The 25728-nt window shown below is 73.2% G+C and carries 22 protein-coding genes; 13 read left to right on the forward strand and 9 right to left on the reverse strand.

All coding sequences use genetic code 11. The annotated features are described in order from the left end of the window. The first annotated feature begins 347 nt into the window (after positions 1 to 347). The 6 genes from mtrA (at position 348) to ACQP10_RS06585 (ending at position 7388) form a co-directional block, all read left to right on the forward strand. Positions 348 to 1025, forward strand: a complete 678-nt coding sequence (gene mtrA, locus ACQP10_RS06560) for an MtrAB system response regulator MtrA (RefSeq protein ID WP_030509347.1) — start codon at positions 348 to 350, stop codon at positions 1023 to 1025. A 31-nt stretch (positions 1026 to 1056) separates the two neighbouring features. Then, positions 1057 to 2790, forward strand: a complete 1734-nt coding sequence (mtrB, locus tag ACQP10_RS06565) for an MtrAB system histidine kinase MtrB (RefSeq protein ID WP_179819420.1) — start codon at positions 1057 to 1059, stop codon at positions 2788 to 2790. Next, the gene (locus ACQP10_RS06570) at positions 2780 to 4615 is read left to right on the forward strand and encodes an LpqB family beta-propeller domain-containing protein (RefSeq protein WP_399499933.1); all 1836 of its coding nucleotides are present in this window, start codon (positions 2780 to 2782) and stop codon (positions 4613 to 4615) included. The genes mtrB and ACQP10_RS06570 overlap by 11 nt, the downstream gene beginning before the upstream one ends. 56 nt (positions 4616 to 4671) lie before the next feature. Then, entirely contained in the window at positions 4672 to 5376 is a 705-nt protein-coding gene (locus tag ACQP10_RS06575) for a ComF family protein (RefSeq protein ID WP_433541047.1), read from the forward strand. Between the two features lie 518 nt (positions 5377 to 5894). Beyond that, positions 5895 to 6590 carry a ribosome hibernation-promoting factor, HPF/YfiA family gene (gene hpf, locus ACQP10_RS06580; RefSeq protein WP_179819417.1) on the forward strand — a complete coding sequence of 232 codons (696 nt, stop codon included), beginning with the start codon at positions 5895 to 5897 and terminating at the stop codon, positions 6588 to 6590. Between the two features lie 93 nt (positions 6591 to 6683). Beyond that, the gene (locus ACQP10_RS06585; RefSeq protein WP_179819416.1) at positions 6684 to 7388 is read left to right on the forward strand and encodes a response regulator; all 705 of its coding nucleotides are present in this window, start codon (positions 6684 to 6686) and stop codon (positions 7386 to 7388) included. 129 nt (positions 7389 to 7517) lie between these two features. Here the strand turns inward: ACQP10_RS06585 and ACQP10_RS06590 are convergent, their stop codons facing one another. Together ACQP10_RS06590 and ACQP10_RS06595 are read right to left on the reverse strand one after the other, a co-directional pair. Beyond that, positions 7518 to 8702 carry a winged helix-turn-helix domain-containing protein gene (locus ACQP10_RS06590; protein WP_346021915.1) on the reverse strand — a complete coding sequence of 395 codons (1185 nt, stop codon included), beginning with the start codon at positions 8700 to 8702 and terminating at the stop codon, positions 7518 to 7520. A gap of 76 nt (positions 8703 to 8778) precedes the next feature. After that, the gene (locus tag ACQP10_RS06595) at positions 8779 to 9033 is read right to left on the reverse strand and encodes an HGxxPAAW family protein (RefSeq protein ID WP_433541048.1); all 255 of its coding nucleotides are present in this window, start codon (positions 9031 to 9033) and stop codon (positions 8779 to 8781) included. 267 nt (positions 9034 to 9300) lie between these two features. On the opposite strand from ACQP10_RS06595, the gene secA reads away from it, so the two are divergent. Further along, positions 9301 to 12108 (forward strand): preprotein translocase subunit SecA, encoded by a 2808-nt coding sequence (gene secA / locus ACQP10_RS06600; protein WP_346021917.1) that lies wholly within the window; start codon positions 9301 to 9303, stop codon positions 12106 to 12108. A 57-nt stretch (positions 12109 to 12165) separates the two neighbouring features. On the opposite strand, the gene ACQP10_RS06605 is transcribed toward secA, so the two are convergent. The 3 genes from ACQP10_RS06605 to ACQP10_RS06615 form a co-directional block, all read right to left on the reverse strand. Beyond that, the gene (locus tag ACQP10_RS06605; RefSeq protein WP_433541049.1) at positions 12166 to 12792 is read right to left on the reverse strand and encodes an Rv3235 family protein; all 627 of its coding nucleotides are present in this window, start codon (positions 12790 to 12792) and stop codon (positions 12166 to 12168) included. Positions 12793 to 13082: 290 nt separating this feature from the next. Continuing rightward, a complete protein-coding gene (locus ACQP10_RS06610) occupies positions 13083 to 14486 on the reverse strand; it encodes a PTS transporter subunit EIIC (RefSeq protein WP_433541883.1) in 1404 nt (467 codons plus the stop codon). 96 nt (positions 14487 to 14582) lie between these two features. Continuing rightward, entirely contained in the window at positions 14583 to 15320 is a 738-nt protein-coding gene (locus ACQP10_RS06615; protein ID WP_179819411.1) for a GntR family transcriptional regulator, read from the reverse strand. A 176-nt stretch (positions 15321 to 15496) separates the two neighbouring features. On the opposite strand from ACQP10_RS06615, the gene ACQP10_RS06620 reads away from it, so the two are divergent. The 6 genes from ACQP10_RS06620 (at position 15497) to ACQP10_RS06645 (ending at position 20920) form a co-directional block, all read left to right on the forward strand. Then, a complete protein-coding gene (locus ACQP10_RS06620; protein WP_386149140.1) occupies positions 15497 to 16531 on the forward strand; it encodes an SIS domain-containing protein in 1035 nt (344 codons plus the stop codon). A 51-nt stretch (positions 16532 to 16582) separates the two neighbouring features. Then, positions 16583 to 16819, forward strand: coding sequence for a glucose PTS transporter subunit EIIB (locus ACQP10_RS06625; protein ID WP_179819409.1), 237 nt, complete (start codon positions 16583 to 16585; stop codon positions 16817 to 16819). 55 nt (positions 16820 to 16874) lie between these two features. Next, a complete protein-coding gene (locus ACQP10_RS06630; protein WP_179819408.1) occupies positions 16875 to 17330 on the forward strand; it encodes a PTS sugar transporter subunit IIA in 456 nt (151 codons plus the stop codon). Between the two features lie 189 nt (positions 17331 to 17519). Further along, positions 17520 to 17777, forward strand: a complete 258-nt coding sequence (locus ACQP10_RS06635) for an HPr family phosphocarrier protein (RefSeq protein WP_179819407.1) — start codon at positions 17520 to 17522, stop codon at positions 17775 to 17777. Further along, positions 17774 to 19474 carry a phosphoenolpyruvate--protein phosphotransferase gene (gene ptsP / locus ACQP10_RS06640; protein ID WP_433541050.1) on the forward strand — a complete coding sequence of 567 codons (1701 nt, stop codon included), beginning with the start codon at positions 17774 to 17776 and terminating at the stop codon, positions 19472 to 19474. The genes ACQP10_RS06635 and ptsP overlap by 4 nt, the downstream gene beginning before the upstream one ends. A 114-nt stretch (positions 19475 to 19588) precedes the next feature. Then, positions 19589 to 20920 (forward strand): glycoside hydrolase family 3 protein, encoded by a 1332-nt coding sequence (locus tag ACQP10_RS06645; RefSeq protein ID WP_346021921.1) that lies wholly within the window; start codon positions 19589 to 19591, stop codon positions 20918 to 20920. A 14-nt stretch (positions 20921 to 20934) separates the two neighbouring features. On the opposite strand, the gene ACQP10_RS06650 is transcribed toward ACQP10_RS06645, so the two are convergent. The 4 genes from ACQP10_RS06650 to ACQP10_RS06665 form a co-directional block, all read right to left on the reverse strand. Continuing rightward, on the reverse strand, positions 20935 to 21060 hold the full coding sequence (locus ACQP10_RS06650; RefSeq protein WP_268246288.1) for a hypothetical protein: 126 nt from the start codon (positions 21058 to 21060) through the stop codon (positions 20935 to 20937). A gap of 69 nt (positions 21061 to 21129) precedes the next feature. Next, positions 21130 to 23016 (reverse strand): cation-translocating P-type ATPase, encoded by a 1887-nt coding sequence (locus ACQP10_RS06655; RefSeq protein ID WP_433541051.1) that lies wholly within the window; start codon positions 23014 to 23016, stop codon positions 21130 to 21132. Next, positions 22992 to 23681 carry a cation-transporting P-type ATPase gene (locus ACQP10_RS06660; RefSeq protein WP_433541052.1) on the reverse strand — a complete coding sequence of 230 codons (690 nt, stop codon included), beginning with the start codon at positions 23679 to 23681 and terminating at the stop codon, positions 22992 to 22994. The genes ACQP10_RS06655 and ACQP10_RS06660 overlap by 25 nt, the downstream gene beginning before the upstream one ends. Next, positions 23660 to 25654 carry a hypothetical protein gene (locus ACQP10_RS06665; RefSeq protein WP_433541053.1) on the reverse strand — a complete coding sequence of 665 codons (1995 nt, stop codon included), beginning with the start codon at positions 25652 to 25654 and terminating at the stop codon, positions 23660 to 23662. The genes ACQP10_RS06660 and ACQP10_RS06665 overlap by 22 nt, the downstream gene beginning before the upstream one ends. Between the last annotated feature and the right edge of the window lie 74 nt (positions 25655 to 25728).

Raw genomic sequence — 25728 nt, forward strand, 5'->3', positions numbered from 1 at the left:
ATCCTGGCATGTCGTGGGTGCCGATTGTGATGGGCGGGACGACGGATCCCGGTTTCCGGCCGCCGGATCGGCCGGATCGCGGGCAACCGGGACCCCGCAGGGATGGCCGAGACCGGGTTCTTTACTCCAGACTGGGAATGTCACCACCTCCGCTTGGCGTCCGGGGTGGCCGGGAACGGAGGGGGTGACACGGGGGCTGGGCCATGGCTTTGCCGTGCGTGGGCCTAAAATTCGCCTTCCGAATGCTTGACGTCAGTGCCTGTGCCACCCACTGGTCAGGCAAGGGTAATCTTCGGTAACCGTGCATTCACCCCAAAACTCCCAGACGGCGTAACGAATGAGGGGCCATGAAAGGACGCGTGCTGGTCGTCGACGACGACGCCGCTCTCGCCGAGATGCTCGGCATCGTCCTACGGGGAGAGGGCTTCGAGCCCTCCTTCGTTTCCGACGGCGACAAGGCGCTCGACGCGTTCCGTGACACCCGGCCGGATCTCGTCCTGCTCGATCTGATGCTGCCGGGGGCCGACGGCATCGACGTCTGCCGTCGCATCCGCGCCGAGTCCGGCGTGCCGATCGTCATGCTGACGGCCAAGAGCGACACCATCGACGTGGTGCTCGGCCTGGAGTCCGGGGCCGACGACTACATCGTCAAGCCGTTCAAGCCCAAGGAGCTGGTGGCCCGGGTCCGCGCCCGGCTGCGCCGCACCGACGAGCCGACGCCGGAGATCCTGCAGATCGGTGACATCACCATCGACGTGGCGGGCCACTCGGTCAAGCGCGGCGAGGAGACGATAAACCTCACGCCGCTGGAGTTCGACCTGCTCGTCGCGCTGGCCCGCAAGCCGCGCCAGGTCTTCACCCGTGAGGTCCTGCTGGAGCAGGTGTGGGGCTACCGCCACGCGGCCGACACCCGCCTGGTCAACGTGCACGTCCAGCGGCTCCGGGCGAAGATCGAGAAGGATCCCGAGCACCCGGAGATCGTGGTGACGGTCCGCGGGGTGGGCTACAAGGCCGGCCCTGCCTGAAGACCCGTCGCGGTCTCCCCGGGATCCCGACATGCCCTCCAGTAAGCGCCTCCGAACCCCGCGCCGGGTGGCGCGGGGACTCCGCCGCCGGGCCCGATGGCTGGCCGGCTGGGTGCGCCGTGTCTTCTGGCGTTCCCTCCAGCTCCGCGTGGTCACCAGCACGATGGTGATCTCCATCGCGGTGGTCGCCGTACTGGGGGTCTTCCTCATGCAGCAGATCGTCGCGACCACGCTGGAGTCCCGGGAGCGCGCGGCCAGGAGCGAGGCGCAGGCCGACCGGAAGGCCGTGCTGGGCTACCTGAAGAACCAGCCCGGCGGCGAGACGTCCAAGCAGCAGGCCGACATGGTGGGGGCGCTCCAGGCGGGCGGGGACAGCCCGCTCGGCCAGGCGATCGTGGCGCTGGCGGGCCGGGCCGGCGCCGTACCCCGCTACTCGGTGGTCATCCGCAACGACAACCGGCCCGGCGAGTTCTACGTCACCACCAACATCGACCCGGTGAGCATCCCCGAGAGGCTCCGCGCCGACGTGCTGAAGAAGCAGCCCGAAGAGGTCACCACCTACTACGGCAGGCTGTACTACGAGGGCGGCGACTCGCGGCCCGGCATGATCCTCGGCACCCGCCTCGACACCTCCGGCACGCCCCTGGACAGCGGCTACGAGATCTACCACCTCGTCCCGCTGGACCAGGAGGAGAAGACCCTCACCTCGGTCCTGCGGATGCTCATCCTGGTCGGGGTCGCCCTGGTGCTCCTGCTGGCCGCCATCGCCTCCCTGGTCACCCGCCAGGTGGTCATCCCGGTACGGCTGGCCCGCCAGGCCGCCGAACGGCTGGCCGCCGGCCGCCTGGACGAGCGGCTCAAGGTCCGCGGCGAGGACGACCTGGCCCGGCTGGCCGCCTCCTTCAACGAGATGGCCGCCAACCTGGCGCTGAAGATCCACCAGCTGGAGGAGCTGTCGCAGGTGCAGCGGCAGTTCGTCTCCGACGTCTCACACGAGCTGCGCACCCCGCTGACCACCGTGCGGATGGCCGCCGACCTGCTCTACGACGCCCGGGAGGACTTCGACCCGATGGTCGCCCGGTCGGCCGAGCTGATGCAGAACCAGCTCAACCGGTTCGAGACGATGCTCGCCGACCTGCTGGAGATCAGCCGCTACGACGCGGGCGCGGCCGAGCTGGACATCGAGCCGGTCGACGTCAGAGACGTGGTGCTGAGCGCCGTCGCCGACTCCGAGGCGCTGGCCGAGCGCCACTCCACCCGCTTCGACCTGCGGCTGCCCGGCGAGCCCTGCATGGCGGAGATGGACCGCCGGCGGGTCGAGCGCGTCCTGCGCAACCTGCTGTTCAACGCGATCGAGCACGGTGAGGGCCGCGACATCATCGTCACGGTCGGCGCCGACCGCGACGCGGTGGCGGTGGCCGTGCGCGACCACGGCGTAGGCCTGAAACCGGGCGAGGAGAACATGGTCTTCGACCGGTTCTGGCGGGCCGACCCCTCGCGGGCGCGCACGATCGGCGGCACAGGCCTGGGGCTGGCGATCTCTCGCGAGGACGCGATGCTGCACGGCGGCTGGCTCCAGGCGTGGGGCGCGCCGGGCGAGGGGTCGCAGTTCCGGCTGTCGCTGCCCAGGACGGCCGGGTCGCCGCTGCGCGGGTCGCCGTTGCCGCTGGTCCCGCCGGAGGTGGAGATGCGCCGGACGTGGCGGGCGCACATGACGCCGGTGCTGTCGCCGGCGACGGCCGACGGGGGACGCGATGCGGACTGAGACCGTGGTCCACGGAACGGAACGGCCCGCCCCCTCCGGGCGGACGGCCAGGGCCCGGCGGCTGACCCGCACCGGGCGACGCATGGGCGCGGTGAGCCTGGTCATGGCGCTGAGCTGCGTGTCCGCCGCCTGCTCGGTCATCCCGGTCGGGGGCCGGTCGGCCGTCGTGGACGACGTGCGCAAGGGCAACCCGCTGGGCGACCCGTACGCGCGGGTCATCGCCGTGCCTCCGGAGGCCGGCTGGACGCCCGAGCAGGTCGTCGCCGGGTTCCGCGCCGCGATGGCCAGCGTCGACGACCGCGACCGCGGCATCGCGCGCAGGTACCTCACCGACGACTTCGCCCGCAAGTGGGACCCGCAGAGCGGGGTGACGGTCTACAAGCAGGGCGAGGTCCAGCCCCCGCCCGAGCAGGGCGACGGCACCGCCCGGGTCGTCCTGAAGGGGACCCTCACCGCGATCATCGACCAGGACGGCCGCTACCGGCCGACCGGCGGCCCGCTGAACGAGCCGTTCAGCCTGGTCAAGGGGCCGAGCGGGTGGCGGATCAACGCGGCGCCCGACGGGCTGCTGCTGTCGGAGGCCGACGTCGAGCGCGCCTACCTCAAGGCGAACCTGTACTTCCTGGACTCGGCGTGGAAGGGGTTGGTGGTCGACCAGGTCCGCGTGCCGATCGACCCCACCGCCAACTTCGCCAAGACGATCGTCCAGCGGCTGCTGAAGGGGCCGAGCAGCCTGCTCAAGGGCGCGGTGAACACCGCCTTCAAGCCCGGCACGCAGCTCCTCGGCGTCGACACCCAGGACGACCGCGTGGTCATCAACCTGTCCAAGCCGGTCGACTCCGACCTGATCGGCCCGATGTCGGCCCAGATCGCCGGGACGCTCGCCGAGCTGACCAGGGGCGGCTGGGACTTCGAGGTGCGGGTGAAGGGCGAGCCGTACTACTCCGACAGCCTGCTGCCGATCGACGCCCAGGAGCACATCGACTTCGACACCTGGATGACCCCCGGCGACGTCCACCCCTACTTCCTCGCCGACGGCGCGCTGCGCACGCTGGGCCGGGACAACGTCGGCCAGCCGGTGCCGGGCCAGGCGGGGGAGAACGACGGCGCCCGCACCCGTCCGGCGATCAGCGACCAGTGGCAGGTGGCGGCGCTGTCGGCCGGCGAGCGGGAGATCGCGGTCACCCAGATGACCCCCGGCGGCCAGTGGCGGCCCTGGATCGCCGGCACCTCCCTGACCCCGCCCTCCTGGGACCGCTACCACACCCTGTGGACCGTCGACCGGCTCGACGACCACACCTCGAAGGTGCTGCGGCACGACGGCAGGAAGCAGTACGACGTCTCCGCCCCCGACCTGGAGACGGTCCGCGTCGAGGCGCTCCGGATCGCCCGCGACGGGGTGCACGTCGCGGCGGTGGTGCGGAGCGGCACGGAGGAGGAGGTGAAGATCGGCACGGTCACCGGCCAGGGGGCCGCCACCAAGATCACCAATCTGCACCCGGTGGTGAACGTCGAGCCGAACCAGACCGTCAAGGACATCGCCTGGAAGGACGGCACGACCCTCTACGTGCTCACCGGCAAGTCCGAGCTGCTGGAGGCGTCCGTCGTCGCCGAGCCCAAGCAGCTGCCGTCCAACCCGCAGATCCAGAGCATCACCGCGCTGAACGGCTCCCTGCTGGCCGGGGCGAAGGACGACGACGGCAACTGGCAGCTGCTGTCCTGGAACCGCAACTCGGCCCAGTGGGAGGCCGTGGTCAAGAACGAGAACGGCTCCACCTCCTTCACCAAGGACGGTCCCTCCTACCCCGCCTACCCGCTGGGCTGAGCCGATGACGCGTGCTCACGGGCGTTTCTGTCGGTGGCGCGTGAAACCGTGGGCACGTGTCGACCGTTCTGCTCGATCTGGTCCTGCCGCCGCGCTGCGCCGGGTGTGACGCCCCGGGCGCCCTCGTCTGCCCCCGCTGTACGGCGGAGCTGCACGGCGAGCCCGCGCGCCGGATGCCCGCCCCCTGCCCGCCCGGCCTGCCCGAATGCTGGTCGGCCGCCGAGTACGCCGGCGGCCCGCGTCGGGCGATCCTCGCCTACAAGGAACACGGCCGTACGGCGCTCGCCCACCCGCTGGCCGGCGCCCTGGCGCTGACGGTGGCCGCGGCGGCGGGTGAGCGGCCCGTCATCCTCGTCCCGGTGCCCAGCGCCCGTCCCGCGCTGCGGCGGCGCGGGCACGACCCGGTGACCGGGCTCGCCGAGCTGGCAGCCGGATACCTCCGCGCGGCGGGATGGCCGGCGACCGTCGCCCGGGTCCTCACCCAGCGCCGCCGGGTCGCCGACCAGGCGGGCCTGAGCGCCCCCCGGCGCGCCGAGAACCTCGCCGGGGCCTTCCGGGTCGTCGCGGGCCACAACCGCGCCCGGCTCGGCTTCTGGGCCGGGAGAGGGGCCGTCGTGCTGGTGGACGACGTCCTCACCACCGGCGCGACGCTCGCCGAGGCGGCCCGGGCGTTGCGCGAGGCGGGCACGGAGGTCCCACTGGCCGCCACGGTCGCCGCGACACGCCGAGAGAACGGATTTCGAAACCATCACCGTAAGTAATGTAACGGCCGGAAAACGGTCCCGTCCGGTGGTGGTGCCCGCCTGTCCGGATCGGCTCCGCGAGGTCCTCCGGGGGCGCTGAGAAGCGGGCACGTGCCGGAGCCGCTCGGTGAAACGGCCGCCCTCGACCCGCGCGGGCGCGTTTAAGATCACGCAAAGTGACCGGCAAAGGCGGGGCCAAGCTGACATTCGGCCGCGATGCGGATAGCGTCTGAACATGGCACCCGCCCGGGTCCGTGGTTGCGCCGGACCGGCTCCCGCGAGGAGACCGGCCTGGCTAGCCGATGCCAGCCGCAGGCTAAACGGTCCACGTAAGACGACTTTTCGTCGATCGATCACGGTGCGGCTTAGAGGTAAGTCCTGCCTTCCCGGGGAGCCAGATGTTCCTCGCCAGAAGAGAAGGGCAGTAGTGGCAAAGAGCTGCGAGACCCTCAGCAGGCGGATGTGGGGACGAAGACCAGGTCGGCCGGGTGGGTGCCGCCGCTCAACACCGTCGAGGTTTCGAAGGGGGGCTGTGCATGGACATCATCGTCAAGGGCCGGCACACGGGAGTGAGTGACCGGTTCCGAGACCACGTGACCGCCAAGCTGGCCAAGATCGAGCGTCTGGACAACAAACTCATCCGCATCGATGTGGAGGTCTCCAAGGAGACGAACCCGCGCATCAACGGCCCGCGGGAGCGGGTCGAGCTCACCATCCACTCCCGGGGACCCGCCATCCGCGCCGAGGCCTCGGCCGACGACCGTTTCTCCGCCCTCGACATCGCGCTCGGGAAGCTCGAAGGCAGGCTCCGGCGCCTCGCCGACCGGCGCAAGGTCCACTACGGCAACCATTGCCCCCCTTCGGTGGCCGAGTTGACCGCCGCCGCGCTCGCCGAGTCCTTCGAGATCGACCCCGCCGGGGTCCGTGTCGAGCCCGCGACCGTCGGCGGTTCCGGCGACGAGTACCGCTTCGAGCCCGAGCCCGCGGCGGAGGCCGGCGACCTCTCCGAGGACAGCGCGATCGTCCCGATCCAGATGGACGGCGACGGGCCGCTCGTCGTCCGGGAGAAGACCCACAAGGCCGATCCGATGACCATCGACCAGGCGCTGCTGGAGATGGAGCTGGTCGGTCACGACTTCTATCTCTTCCGGGACAAGGAGAGCGGCCTGCCGAGCGTCGTCTACCGGAGGCGAGGTTACAACTACGGAGTGTTGCGGCTCGTCGAACCCTGACGAACCCGTACGAAGATCCTCTCCGACCACCCCGAGGACCTGAAACCGTGTAATCATGGCGGTCCAACGGCTCTGGCCCCCCGAGGAGGAGGCGTGACGGAATCCGATGAGACGACCCGCGCTGCCAGGAGCGGTGACCCGATCCGCGTGCTGATCGTCGACGATCACGCGTTGATCCGCCGCAGCCTGGAGATGGCGCTGGCCGCGGAGACGGACATCGAGGTGGTCGGCGAGGCGAGTGACGGACAGGAGGCGGTCGAGCTGGCCGACCGCCTCACCCCGGACGTCGTGCTCATGGACGTCCGGATGCCCCGCAGGAGCGGCATCGAGGCCACGCGCGAGATCAAGGCCTCGGTGCCGAGCACGCGGATCATCATGTTGACGGTGAGCGACGAGGAGGAGGACCTCTTCGAGGCGATCAAGGCGGGGGCCACCGGCTACCTGCTGAAGAACGTGCAGCTCGACGAGGTGCCCGAGGCCGTCCGCGGCGTTCACGAAGGGCAGTCCCTGATCAACCCGGCGATGGCCGCCAAGCTCATCACCGAGTTCGCGAACATGAGCCGCAAGGAGGCCGAGCGGCCTCCCCAGCTCCCGGTCCCGCGCCTGACGGACCGCGAGATGGAGGTGCTGCGCCTGGTCGCGAAGGGGATGAACAACCGCGAGATCGCCAAGCAGCTGTTCATCGCCGAGAACACCGTGAAGAACCACGTCCGCAACATCCTGGACAAGCTCCAGCTCCACTCCCGGATGGAAGCGGTGGTCTACGCGGTCCGCGAGCGGATGCTCGAGATCACCTGATCGGCGGGCACGGCGCCCGCGGCCGGTCGTGACCGGCCGCGGGCGCCGTGCGGTGAGGCCGTCCGCCGCGGGACCCCGTCCTCGGCGTCCTCGGGGGCCCGGTCACGGAGACCCGGCGGGCGCCCCGGGTCAGAGCGCCTCGGCGAGCGCCGCGGACAGCGCGACGGTCACGGCCGGATCGGCCCGCTCGACGCGTACGGCGTCGCAGCCGACCCAGGCCGCCGCCTCCGCGAGGGCCTCCGCCATCGCCTCGACGGCTCCGCGGCCCGCGCGGGGTTCGAGGCCGACCTGCCGGGCGACCAGCGTGGTGCCCTCCCGCGCCGGGTCCACCCGGCCGATCAGGCGGCCGCCGGACAGGACCGGCATCGTGAAGTAGCCGTGGACCCGTTTGTCCTTCGGGACGTACGCCTCCAGCCGGTGGTCGAAGCCGAAGACGCGGGAGGTGCGGGGGCGATCCCAGACGAGGGAGTCGAACGGCGACAGCAGGGTGGTGCGGTGCCGTCCCCGGGGCTCGCCCTCCAGCGCCGCCGGGTCGGCCCAGGCGTCCGCCGCGCGCTCGGGCCAGCCGGAGACCCGCACCGGGACCAGCCCGGTGGCGCCGGAGGCGAGGGCCCCGTCCAGGAGCGCGGCCTCGGGCGCCTTGAGGCGGAGGAAGTCGACCAGGTCGGCCCGGGTGGCGACGCCCAGGGCGCGCCCGGCGGTCCGGGTGAGGCGGGTGACGCACTCGGTGTCGGAGAGGTCCTCGGCCAGCAGGTGCGCCGGGACGGCCCGCTCGGTCAGGTCGTACACCCGCCGCCAGCCGACGCGGCGGGTGCAGACGACCTGCCCGGTGTCGAGCAGCCACTCGATGGCGATCTTCGCGTCCGACCAGTCCCACCAGGGGCCGCCGTTCTTGGCGCCGCCGAGGTCGGCGGTGGTGACCGGGCCGCTCTCGCGCACCTGGTGCAGCACCTTCTCCACGGTCGGCGGCACCTCGTGCCAGCGGTACTTCCTGACCGCGTAGTACCGGCGGCGGAAGGCGTAAAGAGGCCAGTCGTCGATCGGCAGCACGCACGCGGCGTGGCACCAGTACTCGAACGCGCGGGCCGGGTCGTCCCAGTAGGCGCGCTCGACCTTCGCCCGGCCGACGGCGCCGAGGCGGGCGTAGGCGACGAGCTCGTGCGAGCGGGCCAGGACGGAGATCGTGTCGAGCTGGACGGCGCCCAGCCGGCGCAGCACGGCGGGGACACCGCCGCGGCGGGCGTCGGCGCCCAGGAAACCCTGGGCGCGCAGGATGATCCGGCGGGCCTCGTCGGCGGAGAGTGCGACCGTCATGAGCGGCCCCGGGGCAGGCATCGCGTCAGCATGACGCCGAGACTAGCGCCTCACACCGACGAAACCGGTATGCCGGTTAGCGACCCCGGGCGTCCGGGAACTCGCGGGGGAGCTCGACCGAGACGTCCCGGAACACCCCGAACACCGCGACGAGGACGCCGCCGAGGACGCAGACGGCCGTGCCCGCCCAGAACATGAACCAGTCGGGACCACGGCACAGACCGATCCCGCCGACGGCGAAACCCAGGATGAGCACGGTCACGGCGAGCCAGGACGACGCCCTGCCGGCGTGGCCCGCGCCGTGGTCCGAATGAGGTGCGCCGTCCGGCATGGCGGCGTCTCCTTCCGGGGATGACCCGAGGGGGACGACGCGCCCGTGCGGCAACGGCCGTCATCGTGCGCGTGGGCCGATCGGCATACCCTTTAGTCTGGGAAGTAGTCCTGATGCAAGGACACGAGGGACTCCGCGGTCGTGGAAGGCGTCGCCGAGGATGGCTGTGCCGGGTGGCGGAACCGCCTACGATGGCTGCGGAGAACCATGTCTCGTCCTCATCCGGGCCCGTCCGGTCCGGAAGACCTGCGAGGAGCCTTACCTAAAGTGCCAGCCTTTCTCGACAAGATTCTTCGCGCAGGCGAAGGCAAGCTTCTGCGTAAGCTCAAGCGGATCGCCGACCAGGTCAACTCCATCGAGGACGACTTCACGAGCCTGACCGACGCCGAGCTGCGCGCGCTCACCGACGAGTACAAGCAGCGCCACGCCGACGGCGAGTCCCTCGACGATCTGCTTCCCGAAGCCTTCGCCACCGTCCGCGAGGCCTCCCGGCGTGTGCTGGGCAAGCGCCACTTCGACGTGCAGATCATGGGCGGGGCCAACCTGCACATGGGCAACATCTCCGAGATGCGCACCGGTGAGGGCAAGACCCTGACCTGTACGCTGCCCGCCTACCTCAACGCCATCTCCGGCAAGGGCGTGCACGTCATCACGGTCAACGACTACCTCGCCAAGCGCGACGCCGACGAGATGGGCCGGATCCACCGCTTCCTCGGCCTGGAGGTCGGCGTGATCCTGGCGAACATGCCGCCGGAGGAGCGCCGCAAGCAGTACAACGCGGACATCACCTACGGCACGAACAACGAGTTCGGCTTCGACTACCTGCGCGACAACATGGCCTGGTCGCTGGAGGAGTGCGTCCAGCGCGGCCACAACTTCGGCATCGTCGACGAGGTGGACTCGATCCTCATCGACGAGGCCCGGACGCCGCTGATCATCTCCGGCCCCGGCGAGCAGTCCGGCAAGTGGTACGCCGAGTTCGCCAAGATCGCCCCCCGCCTCCGCCGCGGCACCGAGGGCAAGGACGGCGAGGAGAGCACCGGCGACTACGCCGTCGACGAGAAGAAGCGCACCGTCGGCATCTTCGAGTCCGGCGTGGAGAAGGTCGAGGACTGGCTCGGCATCGACAACCTCTACAAGCCCGAGCACACCCACCTGGTCGGCTTCCTCAACAACGCGCTGAAGGCCAAGGAGCTCTACAAGAAGGACAAGGACTACATCGTCGTCGACGGCGAGGTCCTGATCGTCGACGAGTTCACCGGTCGCGTCCTGCACGGCCGCCGCTACAACGAGGGCATGCACCAGGCCATCGAGGCGAAGGAAGGCGTCAAGATCAAGGACGAGAACCAGACTCTCGCCACGATCACGCTGCAGAACTACTTCCGCCTCTACACCACGCTGTCCGGCATGACAGGCACCGCGGCGACCGAGGCCAACGAGTTCCACCAGACCTACAAGCTCGGCGTCGTCCCGATCCCGACCAACCGGCCGATGATCCGCAAGGACCAGGCCGACGTGGTCTACAAGACCGAGGACGCCAAGTTCCTCGCCTGCGTCGAGGACATCAAGGAGCGCTACGACCGGGGCCAGCCGGTCCTGGTCGGCACCACCAGCGTGGAGAAGTCCGAGCGGCTGTCGAAGGAGCTCAAGCGCCGGGGCGTCCAGCACGAGGTCCTCAACGCCAAGAACCACGCCCGTGAGGCGGCGATCGTCGCCGAGGCCGGCCGCAAGCACGCCGTCACCGTCGCCACCAACATGGCCGGTCGAGGCACCGACATCATGCTCGGCGGCAACCCCGACTTCCGCGCCGACCAGGAGCTGCGCAGCCGCGGCCTCGACCCGGTCGAGACCCCGGAGGAGTACGAGAAGGCCTGGCCCGAGGCGCTGGAGAAGGCCAAGTCAGCCGTGGCGGCCGAGCACGAGGAGGTCACCGAGCTCGGCGGCCTCTACGTCCTGGGCACCGAGCGCCACGAGTCGCGGCGTATCGACAACCAGCTCCGCGGCCGGTCCGGCCGCCAGGGCGACCCGGGCGAGTCGCGGTTCTACCTCTCCCTTGAGGACGACCTCATGCGCCTGTTCAACTCGGCCCGGGTCGAGATGATCATGACGCGGCTCAACATCCCGGACGACGTGCCGATCGAGTCCGGCATGGTGTCGAAGGCCATCGCCTCCGCCCAGCACCAGGTCGAGCAGCAGAACTTCGAGATCCGCAAGAACGTTCTGAAGTACGACGAGGTCATGAACCGGCAGCGCAAGGTGATCTACGCCGAGCGTCGCCGGGTGCTGGAGGGCGCCGACCTGCACGAGCAGATCCGCGGCTTCGTCGGCGACGTCGTCGACGGCTACGTCACGGGCGCCACCACCGAGGGCTTCGCCGAGGAGTGGGACCTCGACAAGCTGTGGAAGGCGCTGGGCCAGCTCTACCCGATCACCCTCACCGTCGACGACGTCGCCGAGGAGGCCGGCAGCCGCGAGGAGCTCACCGCCGAGCTGCTGTCCGAGAAGATCAAGGCCGACGCGCTGGCCGCCTACGACCGCCGCGAGGAGGAGCTGGGCTCCGAGGCGATGCGGGAGCTGGAGCGCCGGGTCATCCTGTCGGTCCTCGACCGCAAGTGGCGTGAGCACCTCTACGAGATGGACTACCTCCAGGAGGGCATCGGCCTGCGCGCGATGGCGCAGCGCGACCCGCTGATCGAGTACCAGCGCGAGGGCTTCGAGATGTTCTCCGCGATGCTGGAGGGCATCAAGGAGGAGTCGGTCGGGTACCTGTTCAACCTCGAGGTCGAGGTGCAGACCAACCCGATCGTCGAGGAGCACGACCACGACCACGAGCACGAGGACGCGGCGATCGCCGAGACCCGCTCGATCATCGCCCGCGGACTGCGCGGCCCGGAGCGCCCCTCCGAGCTCGAGTACTCCGCGCCGGGTGAGAGCGGCGAGATCGAGCACACCCGCGTGAGCACGAAGGCCGAGCGCGACGCCTACGGCGACGTGGAGCGCAACGCCCCCTGCCCCTGTGGCTCGGGCAAGAAGTACAAGCGCTGCCACGGCGACCCGCGGAACGTCCAGGCCTGACAGGTCACCACCCGGAAAGGGGCCCGCACGGCCGACGTGCGGGCCCCTTTCCGGCTTTCAGGGGGTGGTCTCCACGTCGGTGCACAGCCACCGCGTCCCCCGCCGTTCCAGGCGCAGCGCCAGGACGCGCGGCCGGTCGCCGCAGTGCACCAGGACGCACATCTCCACCACCCCGTCCCCGGGCCGGGACACGTGCGGGACGCCGACCAGCGGCGGCCGGGCGCCGCCGATGACCTTGCCGGTCCGGACCAGCTCGGCGTGGGCCCGGACGGTCATGTGGGCGGACAGGCTCGCCGGCGGCCGGCGTCCGGACAGGGCCTCGGCGACGGCCTGGCCCAGGGCGCGCAGCCGGCGCTCGTCGGGGGCCGCGCCCGCCGGCCCCCACACCGGCGTCCGGCGGTCGCGGGCCCCGGCCGGCCCGGGCTCGCGGACACCGTCCGGCTCGGGCCCTCGGGCGCTGACCGCCTCGGGCTCTCGGATGCTGACCGGCCCGGGCTCGCGCGCGCCGGCCGCCTCGGGCTCGCCGGCCGGCGCGAGGGCGCCCTGGACGTAGGGCGGAGTGCCCTGGGTGTACGGCGGGGCGCCCTGGGTGTACGGCGGGGCGGCCGGGCCGGACGGCGGCGGGCGCTCGTCGTCGTAGGGCGGCTCCGCCGGGGGATGCGGTGCGAGCCGGGGGAGCGGCACGGGACGCGGCGGGCGGGAAAGGCGCGGTGGGCGCGGATGGCGGAGGGACCGTGGCGGGCGCGGCGGGTGCGGAGGGCACGACATGGGGGGCTCCGATCGTCGTCGGCTGACCTGACGCGTTCAGGAGTTTCCGGCCGCCCGTCCAGATACCGCCGCCGCCAACTTCCCGTCCGGCCGTGCCGGTTCGCCCCGGTAGGTGAGGAAGGCCGGTCCGACCTGGCGCGGTCTCCGGCCGGGTGGGACGGGTTCCGGCGCGGATCGCGGCGTCCGGCGGACGTCCGGAACGCCCCTCAGGAGGCGGACCCCGCCGGGGGAGCCTTCTCGCCAGGGTCGCGGGCCGGGCCGGCCTCCGGTCGGGCGGACGGCTCCCCGAGCGGCCGTTCCGCGGCGGCGCCCGCCTCCGGTCCGGCGGACGGCTCCCCGGGCGGTCCGGGCGGCCGTTCCCCGGAGGGGGCCGTGGGCGGCGCGGCGGGCGCGAGGGCGTCGCCCTCGTCCGGTTCCCGGCCCGGGGTGGCGAGGTTCATCCTCCTGATCAGCACGGTGAACAGCAGATAGTAGACGGCGAAGTAGACCAGGCCGAAGCCTATGATCAGGGCGAGCCGGTGGGTGTTGGACTTGCCCGCGTTCAGCAGCATGTCGATGGCGCCCGCGGAGAAGGTGAACCCCAGGCGGGCGTCCAGCTCGGCCATCAGGGCCATCGACAGGCCGGTGAGCAGCGCGTGCACCACGAACAGCACGGGCGCGACGAAGATGAAGGCGAACTCCAGCGGCTCGGTGATGCCGGTGACGAAGGCGGTGAGGCCGGCCGACAGCATGATCCCGCCGACGGTCGCGCGCCTGCCGGGCGGCGCCGCCCGCCACATCGCGATGGCCGCGCCGAGCAGGCCGAACATCATCATCGGGAAGAACCCGGTCATGAAGATGCCGGCGCCGTCCTGGCCGGCGAAGTAGCAGTTCAGGTCGCCGGCGGCGCTCCTGGTCGCGCCGTCGACGCCCGCCTGGCACTCCGGGAGGGTGAACCAGACGATCGTGTTCAGGAAGTGGTGCAGGCCGACCGGGATGAGCAGCCGGTTCGCCACGCCGTACACGCCGGCGCCCACCGGGCCGTGCAGCGCGAGCCAGTCGCCCGCGTTCGCCAGCCAGTCGCCGACCGGCCGCCACAGCAGGCCGAAGACCACGCCGAGGAGCAGCGCGGCGACGGCGGTGACGATCGGGACGAAGCGCCTGCCGCCGAAGAAGGCGAGCCAGGCGGGGAGCTTGGTGCGGTAGTAGCGCTGCCAGAGCAGGGCGGCGACGATGCCGATGACGATGCCGCCCAGGACGCCGGTGGGGTTCTCCGCGCCCAGGTCGAGCGCGGGAACGGGCCGCCCGTCGGGCCCCACGACGCTCAGCGCGACCTTCCGGTAGACCGCCGAGTCCTGCGGGGCGGCGAAGAACAGCGTCCGGGACACCCGGTCGAAGACGAGGTAGCCGACGAGCGCGGCCAGGGCGGTCGAGCCGTCGGCCTTGCGGGCGAACCCGATCGCCACGCCGATCGCGAACAGCAGCGGCAGGTTGTCGAACAGCGCGCCGCCCGCCGCCGCGAACACCCCCGCCACCTGGTCGAGGATGGGATCGTCGGTACGGCCGAGCAGGTCGTCCTGGCCGATGCGGAACAGGATCCCGGCGGCGGGCAGCACCGCGATCGGCATCATCAGCGAGCGCCCGACCCGCTGGAGCACCGCGAAGACCGCAGGGAAAGAAGGTCGCTTCACTGGCGTGGTCCCTCCGTTCGGGACGGGCGGGGCGCGTCAGACGCGCCGCGGCGTCTCCAGGACGGTGCGGAGCTGGTAGCGGTCCGCGCGGTAGGTGGACACCCCCAGCTCGGCGCAGACGCCTCCGGCGAAGGAGCGCCGCTGTAGCAGCAGCACGGCCCCGCCGCGCGGCAGCTTCAGCAGGTCGGCGTCGCCGGGGTCGGCGATGCCGCCGTCGATGGTCAGCTCGCCCGCGTCGAGCACCAGCCCGTAGCGGGTCTCCAGCAGGGCGTACAGCGAGCGGCCCGTCAGGTCGTGGTCACCGAGGTCGGGTGCGATGGAGACCGGGATGTGGGCCCGCTCGATGCACATGGGCTCGGCGTCGGCGGTCCGCAGCCGCTCGATGAAGTGCACCTCCTCGCCGGGGCGGATACCGAGCTCCCTGGCGAGGTAGGCGCTGGCCCGGACCACGCGGCGGTCGAGGTCGCGGGAGCCGGGTTCCATGCCCCGGGAGCGCATCTCGTCGCTGAACGAGGTCAGCCGGAGCGCCATCTCGATCTTCGGGCGGGCCACGAAGGTGCCCTTGCCCGGGACGCGCTGCAGCCTGCCCTCGGAGACCAGGTGGTCGACCGCCTGCCGTACCGTCATGCGGGACAGGCCGAAGCGCTGGCAGAGCTCGCGCTCGGACGGGATCGCCGTGCCGATGACCAGCTCGTCCCTCTCGATCATGTCGAGCAGGATCTCCCGGAGCTGGAAGTACTTCGGCACCGGGCTGTCCGGATCGATCCGGGCCACGGCGTCCCCCTCTCTGACAGGTATCCAGCCACTCGATCTGGGATGTGGTGATGAGCTATGGTTCGTACTGGTCTAGTCCGGACTAGACCACGTGCCGGAAAAGGGTGTCAACGTACGGACCGGAGACGGATCGATAACGGCCCGATCTCGTCCGTCCGAGCCGAAGGATGAACGAGATGACGACCAAGATGCGCAGCGAGATCGCCGAGCAGCCCGCCGCGCTGCGCGCCACCCTGGACGCGCTCCTCCCCCGGGTCGGGGAGGTGGAACGGCTCGCCCGGCGGACCCGCCAGCTGCTGTTCATCGCCCGCGGCACCTCCGACAACGCCGCAGTCTACGGCCGTTACCTCGCCGAGGCGCACACAGGCCGCCTGTCCACCCTCGCCGCGCCGTCGATCGCCACCACATACCGCCGCAGGCTGGACCTCGACGGCGTCCTGGCCGTGGCGCTCTCCCAGTCGGGCCGGACCGAGGAGATCGTCGAGACCCTCGCCTGGGCCAAGGACTGCGGCGCGGTGACCGTGGCCGTCACCAACGGCGGCGAGGACAGCCCGCTCGCCCAGGCCGCCGACCTCGCCCTGTGCACGCTCGCGGGCGAGGAGAAGGCCGTCCCGGCCACCAAGACCTACACCACCCAGCTCGCCGCCCTGGCCGTCCTGGGCCTCGGCCTGGGCGCCGACGTCGACCCGGGCGACCTGCGGCGCGTGCCGGACGCCGTGGAGAAGCTCATCGCCGAGCCGGGAGACCTGGAGGCGATCGTCGAGGGCCTGGCCGACAAGCCGGGCGCGGTGATCTCCGGCCGGGGCCTGGCCTTCTCCACCGCCCTCGAACTGGCCCTCAAGCTCAAGGAGGCGTGCTACCTGCACGCCATGGGCCTGTCGTACGCCGACCTGCTGCACGGCCCGATCGCGGTGGTGGACGCCGACACCCCCGCCGTCCTCGTCGCCGCGGGCCAGGGCCCCACCCTGGCCGGTACGGTGGCCCTGGCCCGGCGGGTCACCGAGGCCGGCGCCCAGGCGTTCACCGTCGGCGGCGGCACCGAGCTCGCCGCCGCCTCCAGCGCCGCGCTGAACGGCCCGGACCTGCCCGAGTGGGTCGCCCCGCTCGGGCTGATCGTCCCGGGGCAGCTGCTGACCGAGGCCCTGGCCCGCCGGCTCGGGATCGACCCCGACGCCCCGCGCGGCCTGAACAAGGTCACGCAGACCGACTGATCACCGAGTGTCGTTTAGCCTGGTCACAGACCGCAGGCAAGGGAGGGCGACATGGCGGCTGACGCCGACGCGATCATCGCGGGCCTCGGGGGCGCGAGCAACATCATCGAGATCGAACCGTGCATCACCCGGCTCCGCACCGAGGTGCGCGACGTCTCCAAGGTCGACCAGGCGGCCCTGCGGGCGGCCGGCGCGCACGGGGTGATGGCCACCGGCAACGTCGTCCAGGTGGTCGTGGGGCCCGAGGCCGACACGATCGCCGGTGACATCGAGGACATCATCGGCTGACGCGCCGGTCCGTCCCCGCCCCGGCGCACGGGGGGAAGACCGAGGGGGATTTGCGATGATGACGGTTATGGCCCCCGTCACGGGGACGGCCGTGGACCTGGACGCGGTGCCCGACCCGGTGTTCTCCAAGGGCCTGGTCGGCCCCGGGATGGCCGTCGAGCCCGAGCGGACGGCCGGCCGGGCGGTCTCGCCGATCACCGGCACCATCGTCAAGCTGCACCCGCACGCCTTCGTCGTCGTCGGCGACGACGGCCGCGGGGTCCTCGTGCACCTGGGCATCGACACCGTGCAGCTCAGGGGGGAGGGCTTCGAGACGCTGGCCGCGGAGGGGGACCGGGTCGGCGCGGGGCAGCCCGTGGTGGCCTGGGACCCGGCGCGGGTGGCGGCGGGCGGGCGCTCACCGGTCTGCGCGGTGGTGGCGCTCGACGCCCCCGCCGAGGCCGTCACCACCCTCGCCCGGGGCCCCGTGCGCGCCGGGGACGGGCTCTTCCGGTGGGCGTGGGCCCCTTGAGGGGGTATGACGTGTCCGGGCGTGGCCGGGTCCCGGTACGGTGTGCGCCGCATGGCCGGGCCCCGCAGGGGCACGGGATCCGCGGCGGCCGATCACCGGCCGCCGTACCGTGGAGGCCGCCCGGGTTCCACCGGGCGACAGGACACCGGGTGGTCCGGACCGCCCGGCAGACACTCGCAGGAGGAGTTCGTGACCCAGCGTCAAGTCACCGTCGAGGCCGAGGTCGGCCTGCACGCCCGTCCGGCGGCGACGTTCGTGCAGACCGCCGCCAAGGCGCCCCTGGACATCACCATCGCCAAGGGGAGCGGCAAGCCGGTGAACGCCAAGAGCATCCTGTCGGTCCTGTCGCTCGACGTGCGCAAGGGCGACATCGTGGTGATCGCCGCCGAGGGTGACGGCGCCGACGAGATTTTGGACCGGCTGGCCGAGATCGCATCGGCTCCGTGAACCAGCTGACGGGGACGGGCGTCAGCCCCGGCGTCGGCTTCGGCCCGGCCTTCGTGCTCGACTGGGAGCCCCCCGTCCCCGAGCCGGGGGCCGGGCACGGCGGTGACGCCGAGGCGGAGCGGGCGCGGGCCGAGCGGGCCCTCGCCGACGTCGCCGCCGACCTGGAGGCGCGCGGGGCCAGGGCGGGCGGCGAGGCCCGGGAGATCCTGAACGCCCAGGCGCTGATGGCGCGCGACCCCGGCCTGGCCACCGGGGTGGGCGAGCTGATCGACGCCGGCGCGTCCGCCGCCCGCGCCGTCTACGAGGCGTTCGGCGCCTACCGCGCGATGCTGGCCGGCGCCGGGGGATACCTGGGCGCGCGCGTCGCCGACCTGGACGACGTCCGGGACCGGGCCATCGCGGTGCTCGACGGCCGGCCGCCTCCCGGACCGCCGGCCTCCCGGGACGCCCTCGACGGCCCGCCGGGACCGTACGTCCTCGTCGCCCGCGACCTGGCGCCCGCCGACACCGCCGCCCTGTCGCCGGACGTGGTCGCCGCCTTCGTCACCGAGGAGGGCGGGCCGACCAGCCACACCGCGATCCTCGCCCGCGCGCTGGGTGTGCCGGCCGTGGTGGCCTGCCCGGGGGCGGCCTCCATCGCGGCGGGCACGCCGCTGCTGGTGGACGGCGCCGCCGGGACCGTACGGCCCGCCCCGCCGGACACCGACGTGGCCGCCGCCCTCGGGGTCGCGGCCGGCAGGGAGGCCGCCCTGGCCGCGGTCACCGGCCCCGGCGCCACCGCCGACGGCCACCCGGTGCCGCTGCTGGCCAACATCGGCGGCCCGGACGACATCGAGGCGGCCCTCGCGCACGGCGCCGAGGGCGTCGGGCTCTTCCGGACCGAGTTCCTCTTCCTGGACCGGTCGGCGGCGCCCGGCGAGCGGGAGCAGGAGGAGGCCTACCTCGCGGTGCTGGACGCCTTCCCGGGCGGCCGGGTGATCGTGCGGGCGCTCGACGCGGGGGCGGACAAGCCGCTGGCGTTCCTGCCGCCGCCGCGCCCGGAGCCCAACCCCGCGCTGGGCGAGCGGGGCCTGCGGCTGCTGCGGGCCCACCCGGAGATCCTGGAGACGCAGCTGCGCGCCCTGGCCCGGGCCGCGGCGCGCTCGCGGGCCGATCTCCAGGTGATGGCCCCGATGGTCGCCACCGCGGAGGAGGCCGCCTGGTTCGCCGCCGCCTGCCGGGAGGCCGGGCTGCCGTCCGCGGGCGTGATGATCGAGATCCCGTCGGCCGCGGTGCGCGCCGCCGACCTGGCCGCGGAGGCGGACTTCTTCTCCGTCGGCACCAACGACCTGGCCCAGTACACCCTGGCCGCCGACCGCCAGGTGGGGGCGCTGACCGGGCTGCAGGACCCCTGGCAGCCCGCCCTGCTCGACCTGGTCGGCCTGGCCGTGGCCGGCGCGGCCGAGCGCGGCAGGCCGTGCGGGGTGTGCGGGGAGGCGGCGGGCGACCCGGCGCTGGCCTGCGTGCTCGTCGGGATCGGCGTCACCTCGCTGTCGATGGCCGCGCCCGCGCTGCCCGCCGTACGGGCGGCCCTGGCGCGGCACTCCCGGGAGGAGTGCGTGCTCGCCGCGGCCGCCGCCGTGACCGCGGGCTCGCCGTACGAGGCGCGCGCCGCGGCCCGGGCGAACCTGCCGGGCCTGGCGGAGCTGGGCCTTTGACCGGCGGATGGGATGTTTCCGGCCCGGAGATGGGGCGGTGCGGCGCGTCCGTCGGTGGGCACGGATAGCGTGGGACGCATGGTTCGGTGCATTCGTACGACTGGTCTGGCAGTGATGGCGACTATGGTGGCCGGCTGCGCCGCCTCGGGAGCGGCCTCGCCCGCCGGGTCCGCCGCGAGCCGGGAGAACGGCGCCGTCGCGAGCGCCACCGCCACGGCCGCCACCACCGCGCCCGCCGCCCCGTCCGCGACCCCGGACGGCTCGCAGGCGCCCCCGGCGTCCCGGGCGTCCGCCTCCTCGAAGGTGGAGGCCGTGCTCGCCCGGATGAGCCTGGAGGAGAAGGTCGGGCAGCTCTTCATGCCGGTGGTGTACGGCGCGGACCCCGGCACCGTGTCGGGGGAGAACAGCGCGCGGTTCGGGGCGGACACCCCCGCCAAGGTCGTGGCGAAGTACCGGCCGGGCGGGGTGATCCTGTTCCCCTGGGCCGGCAACATCAAGAGCGTCCGGCAGGTGGTGGCCCTGACCAACGGGCTGCAGAAGGCCTCGCCGAAGATCCCGCTGCTGATCGGCGCCGACCAGGAGAACGGCCGGGTCTCCCGCCTCGCGCCGCTGGTCACGGCCATGCCGGGCGCGTCGGTCATCGGTGCGACCGGCGACCCCTCGCTGGCCCGCAAGGCCGCCGAGGTCACCGGGAGCGAGCTGCGTGCCCTGGGGATCAACCTCGACTTCGCCCCGGTCGCCGACGTGAACATCAACCCGCGCAACCCGGTGATCGGCCCGCGCGCCTACGGCTCCGACCCCGCCAAGGTCTCCCGGATGGTCGCCGCGGCGGTCAAGGGGTTCCACGACTCGGGGACGGCCACGGCCGCCAAGCACTTCCCCGGCCACGGCGACACCGACGTCGACAGCCACAGCGGGCTGCCGGTGATCCGGCACTCCCTGTCGCAGTGGCGGAAGCTGGACGCGCCGCCGTTCGCCGCCGCCATCGGCGCGAAGACCGACGTGGTCATGAGCGCCCACGTGGTCATGCCGAAGCTCGACCCGTCCGGCGACCCGTCCACGCTGTCCAAGCCGATCCTGACCGGGCTGCTCCGCGACAGGCTCGGCTTCGACGGGGTCGTCTCGACCGACGCCCTCGACATGGCGGGCGTGCGGAAGAAGTACGGCGACGCGCAGGTGCCGGTCCGGGCCATCCTGGCCGGGGTCGACCTGCTGCTGATGCCCCCGAACTTCACCAAGGCGTACGACGCGGTGCTGGCCGCGGTGAAGTCGGGAAAGATCTCCCGGGCGCGGCTCGACCAGTCCGTGCGGCGGCTGCTGACGCTGAAGGAGGCGCGGGGGCTGCTGGAGCGCGCGCCGGTCGCCGATCCGGCGAAGGCCGAGAAGGTGCTGCGTTCGGCGGAGCACCGTAAGGTGGCCCGGCTCATCGAGTCCCGGGCCCGCTGACCGGGCGGCCGTGTCTAGGCCGGCTGGAGGCCCCGGCGCTCCAGGACGGAGGCGACGATCGCCCGGATGGCGTAGGCGGCGATGGCTTCGAGCGCGATGACGGCCAGTTTGGCCAGCAGCGACGTCAGGATGGCGGGCATGGCGACCTCACAGGGGAGAAAATTTCTTATAAGCGATAATTCATGACAAATATGGACTAAACGCCCAGGTTAGGTTACCGGGGGATGAACAGGCGGTGACACCTTGCGGGCCGGCACCTGCAGCGCCGCCTCCACGACCGTCGCGGCGGCGGCGCTGCCCAGGGCGACGGTCCACCCCACCGGCCCGAGCGGGCGGCAGCCGAAGAACCGGCACACTCCCGGCACCGACACCGTAAGGCCCAGTACGGCCAGCGAGACGGCCGAGGCCAGCAGGACCATCCGGTCCCGGCGGCCGAGCACCAGGGTCTGGAAGAGCTGCGCCGACACCAGCGCCACCAGTCCCATCGTGTTCGCCCGGCCCGTCGTGCCGGTCATCCGGCCGATCCACCACGCGGCCCCGGCCGCGCTCGCCGTGGTGACCGCGCGCAGGTAGATGTCCCGGGTCAGGGAGGCCCCCAGTGACGCCTCCGGCCCCTCGGCCAGCAGCTTCTCCGGGCTCGTCGACGCCGGCGGCCGGACGGCCACCGCCAGCGCGGGCAGCATGTCGGTGAGGAGGTTGACCAGCAGCAGCTGGCGGGCGTTCAGCACGTTCCGGCCGGACAGCAGGCTGGAGCCGACCGCGAAGACGATCTCGCCGATGTTGCCGCCGAGCAGGACGCTCAGGGCGTCGCGCACCGAACTCCACATGGCCCGGCCCTCGGTGATCGCGTCGACGATCGTCTCGATCCGGTCGTCGGTCACCACGACGTCGGCGGCGGCCCGGGCCGCGGGGGTGGCGCGGGAGCCCAGGGCGATGCCCACGTCGGCGACGCGGATCGCGGGCGCGTCGTTGGCGCCGTCGCCGGTGACCGCCACGACCTTGCCGGACCGGCGCAGGCAGCGGACGATCCTGGCCTTGTGCGCCGGGGTGGTCCGGGCGAGGACCGCCGCGTCCGACAGCGCCTCGGCCAGCTCCTCGTCGTCCAGGGCGTCGATCTCCGGGCCGGTCATGACCCGCCCGCCGTTCAGCGCGTCCAGCTCGGCGGCGATCGCCTCGGCGGTGCTGGGATGGTCACCGGTGACCATGATGATCCGGACGCCCGCTCCCATCAGGCGGCGGACGCTGTCGGCCGCCGTGGGCCTGACCGGGTCGGCCAGGCAGAGGAATCCGAGGAAGCGCAGCTCGCGGATGCGCTCCTCGTCCAGGTCCCGGCGGCCGGAGGCCGGACGCTCGGCCACCGCGAGCACCCGGTACCCCTGAAGGGCCAGCCGGTTCACCTCCTTCTCCAGCTCCGCGCGCACCGCACCGGTCAGCGGGGTCTCGCGGCCGTCGCGCAGCACCGCCGTACAGCAGGTGATCACGATCTCCGGGGCGCCCTTGACGCTCAGCAGCGCCCCCGCCCGGCCCGCGCCGAGCACGGCGTGGTAGCCGCGGCCGGGTTCGAAGGGCAGCTCGTCGATCCGGAGCCACCCCTCGGCGCCGTCCCCGGGCGTCACCTCCAGCCGCCGGGCCCCCTCCAGGACGGCGCGGTCGGTGGGATGGGCGACGGGCCGTTCGGCGTCGTGCCGCGGCCCGGCCCGCATCCCCGCGGCCACGATCCGCCGCAGCTCCGGGGTCAGCGCCTCCACCGGCCGGTCGGACCGCCCGTCGGAGACGCGCCGCAGGCTGATGCGCCCCTCGGTCAGCGTGCCCGTCTTGTCGAAGCAGAGCACGTTCACCCGGCCCAGGGCCTCGATGGTCGAGGGGTTCGGCACCAGGGTGTTGCGTCTGGACAGCCGCCGGGCGGCGGCGAGCTCGGCGACCGAGGCGACGAAGGGCAGCCCCTCGGGCACGGCGGCGACGGCGAGGCTCACCGCGGGCGCCAGCGCCTGCGCCACCGGCCTGCCCCGCGCCAGGTCGGTGACCAGGAGCAGCAGGCCCGAGCCGATCGCGGCGGGGAGGATCTCCCGGCTCAGCCGCCGCAGCCGCAGCTGCACCCCGGTCGGCGGGGCCGCTCCGCGGTGATCCCCGCGGTGCGGGCCGCCTCGGTCGTCCGGCCGGCCGCGACGACCACGGCGAGGCCGTGCCCGGCCGCCACCGTCGTGCCCTCGTAGACCATCGAGGTCCGCTCGGCCAGGGCGGACGCGCCGACCGGCGCCGGCGACTTGGTGACGAGCTGCGACTCGCCGGTCAGGCTCGCCTCGTCGACCTCCAGGCCCACCGCCCTGACCACCCGGCAGTCGGCCGGTACGGCGTCGCCCGCCCGCAGCTCGACGACGTCGCCCGGCACGAGCTTCTCCACGGTCGTGCTCTCCTGGCCGCCGGGGCGGCGCAGCCGTACGCGGAACGCGACCGTCTCGGTCAGACGGCGCAGGGACCGGTCGGCGGCGAACCGCTGGCCACCCCCGATGAGCGCGTCGATGACCATGACCGCGGCGATCAGCACCGCGTCGGAGACCGAGCCGACCAGGGCCGACAGGCCCGCGCCCGCGGTCAGGACCGGCGTCAGCGGGTTGGCCAGCTCCTCGGCGGAGGCGCGCAGCAGCGAGGCGGGGGTCTCGGGGCGCTCGGCCCCGGCGGCGGTACGGCGCCGCAGCGCCTCGGCCTCGCTGATGCCCCGGGGCGAGGAGCCGAGCCGGGTCAGGACGTCCTCGGCCCGCATCGCGTGCCAGGGGTCGGGTCGGCGCGGACCGGCGCCGCCACGCGCCCGACGTCGCGGCCCGACCACTCGCCGACGGCGATGGCCAGCAGCGCCGTGCCGTCGCTGACGAGCTGCGCCCAGCGCACCACCGCCGCCCTCGGCACGAGGACCGTCAGGCCGGTCCCGAGCAGCGCCGTCGCGACGCCGATCCACACGCACCGCTCGCTCGTCCGGTGCGCCGGGCCCAGGGAGCTCAGCAGCAGGTGGGCCTCGCCGGGTTCGCAGATCACGTCCGCGTCCCACGGCACCGGGCCCGACGGCCGCAGCACGCCGACGCCCAGGTCGGCCTGGGCCAGCGCGGCGAGGGAGCGGTTCGACACCACGGCCACGCCGTGCCCGTCCGCCTGGAGCGCGCGGACCCTCGCGACGAGCCCGGAGCCGCCCGGCACGCTCTCGCCGACGCCCAGCCGCGGACCGAGTTCCGCGAACGCCGGGAGCTCCGGGTGGCCGCCGGAGAGCAGTACGGTGCCCGCGTCCCGGGCCGCGGCGACGAGGGCGTCCGCCAGGGGATCGACATCCGGCGCCACGCCCACCAGCGCGACCGGCACGCCCTCCCGCCGCACGCCGACGGCCCGCAGCCCCCGGCTCTCCCACTCGCCGAGGTCGTCCGGCGGGGGAGGACCGCCCGGGGGGAGGAACCCGGCGGGGTCGGCGAGCGGTTCGGCCGTCCATCCGTCGTGCTCGCGCCGCGCGCCGGGGTCGGAGAGGTCGATCAGCCCGTACAGCCGGGCCCGCAGCTCGTCCCCGTCCGTGTGACCGGCCGAGTCCCCGGCCGTGCCGCCGCCCGTGCCGCTGTCCGTGCCACCGGCCGCGCCGCCGATCACGTCGTCGGTCAGCGGGACGACGCGGTCGATCGTCCAGGAACCCGTGGCGAGGAGGCCGGCGTCGAGGACGACCGTGTCCACGCCGTCCATCCGGCGCAGGGCGTTGCCCCTCAGCACGATCGCGCCGCGCCGCGCCGCGGCCCGGCCGACCGCGCCCGCGAACGCCTCGCGGCCCAGCTTCGCGGCCCTGGGCGTCGCGCTGACCAGCATGGCCAGGCCCTGCTCGCGGTTGCCGCTGAGCAGGCGTGTCAGGCCGGACACGCCCACCGCCAGCGGGCTCGCCACGCGCTCGAACCGGTCCACCGGGCTGTGGGACATCGGGGCCGTGCGGGGCGTCCGCGCCGCCCGGATGTGGCGGTAGCCCCCCTCCCTGGTGGCCAGCTCCTTCTCGTGCTCCCGCCAGGCCCGCAGGGCGCCGCGCGTCTCCGCGTAACGGGCGGCCGCGGTCACCGACTGGACCGCCATCCCGAACGGGCGCATCGCGAGCGTCTGGCCGACGATCCCGGCGGTGGTGAACAGCGTGTCGGTGACCGCGCGCCCGAGGCGGCGTTCCAGCCCCGCGCGGATGAACGGGGTGGAGTCGACCAGGTTGAGGACGGTGGGGGCGGACGGGGGGAGCAGCGGCGTCCGCAGCGCGCGCCCGGCGACCGCCAGGCCGGCCCCGAGCAGGCTCGCGCCGAGCCGGATACCGGCCCGCATGTGGTTCTCCGCCAGCCGGGACGACGGGGACCGCGGGCTGTGGTCCGTCGTGTCCCCGGCCTCCTCCACGGGGCCCGGTTCGAACTCCTCCTCCCCCGCCTCGCCCTCCAACTGGTCGACGATGGACAGCAGCCTGCCCAGGTCGGCCGAGGCGCTGTCACAGCCGACGAAGACCCATCCCAGGACGCCGTTGACCTCCGCCCGGCCGATGCCCTTCATCGACAGCAGCCGCTCCTCCAGCCGCCGCGCCATCCGCCCGGTGCCCGGACCGCCGATCCTCCGCAGGTCGATGCGGACCCCGCCGGGACAGGCCCGCACCTCGCGAGGGGCCGGCAGGGCGGCGCGGATCGGATCGGGCACGATTCCCCAGAGCGCCTCGATCGGCGATCTGAGCGCGCGCGGCACGAACATTCGGCTCTCTCCAGTGAAAAGGAAACCGGGCCGACCCGGCCTCGTGGATCATGGCCCGATCGGCCCTGTCACCC

The sequence above is a fragment of the Streptosporangium sandarakinum genome (genome assembly GCF_050942225.1).
Classification (GTDB): Bacteria; Actinomycetota; Actinomycetes; order Streptosporangiales; family Streptosporangiaceae; genus Streptosporangium; species Streptosporangium nondiastaticum.

Coding starts and splice junctions, on each gene's coding strand:
- mtrA (WP_030509347.1), top strand. CDS start 348: ATGAAAGGACGCGTGCTGGTCGTCGACGACGACGCCGCTCTCGCCGAG.
- mtrB (WP_179819420.1), top strand. CDS start 1,057: ATGCCCTCCAGTAAGCGCCTCCGAACCCCGCGCCGGGTGGCGCGGGGA.
- ACQP10_RS06570 (WP_399499933.1), top strand. CDS start 2,780: ATGCGGACTGAGACCGTGGTCCACGGAACGGAACGGCCCGCCCCCTCC.
- hpf (WP_179819417.1), top strand. CDS start 5,895: ATGGACATCATCGTCAAGGGCCGGCACACGGGAGTGAGTGACCGGTTC.
- ACQP10_RS06590 (WP_346021915.1), bottom strand. CDS start 8,702: ATGACGGTCGCACTCTCCGCCGACGAGGCCCGCCGGATCATCCTGCGC.
- ACQP10_RS06595 (WP_433541048.1), bottom strand. CDS start 9,033: ATGCCGGACGGCGCACCTCATTCGGACCACGGCGCGGGCCACGCCGGC.
- ACQP10_RS06610 (WP_433541883.1), bottom strand. CDS start 14,486: ATGATGCCGATCGCGGTGCTGCCCGCCGCCGGGATCCTGTTCCGCATC.
- ACQP10_RS06620 (WP_386149140.1), top strand. CDS start 15,497: ATGACGACCAAGATGCGCAGCGAGATCGCCGAGCAGCCCGCCGCGCTG.
- ACQP10_RS06625 (WP_179819409.1), top strand. CDS start 16,583: ATGGCGGCTGACGCCGACGCGATCATCGCGGGCCTCGGGGGCGCGAGC.
- ACQP10_RS06630 (WP_179819408.1), top strand. CDS start 16,875: ATGATGACGGTTATGGCCCCCGTCACGGGGACGGCCGTGGACCTGGAC.
- ACQP10_RS06645 (WP_346021921.1), top strand. CDS start 19,589: ATGGCGACTATGGTGGCCGGCTGCGCCGCCTCGGGAGCGGCCTCGCCC.
- ACQP10_RS06650 (WP_268246288.1), bottom strand. CDS start 21,060: ATGCCCGCCATCCTGACGTCGCTGCTGGCCAAACTGGCCGTCATCGCG.
- ACQP10_RS06660 (WP_433541052.1), bottom strand. CDS start 23,681: ATGCGGGCCGAGGACGTCCTGACCCGGCTCGGCTCCTCGCCCCGGGGC.
- ACQP10_RS06665 (WP_433541053.1), bottom strand. CDS start 25,654: ATGTTCGTGCCGCGCGCGCTCAGATCGCCGATCGAGGCGCTCTGGGGA.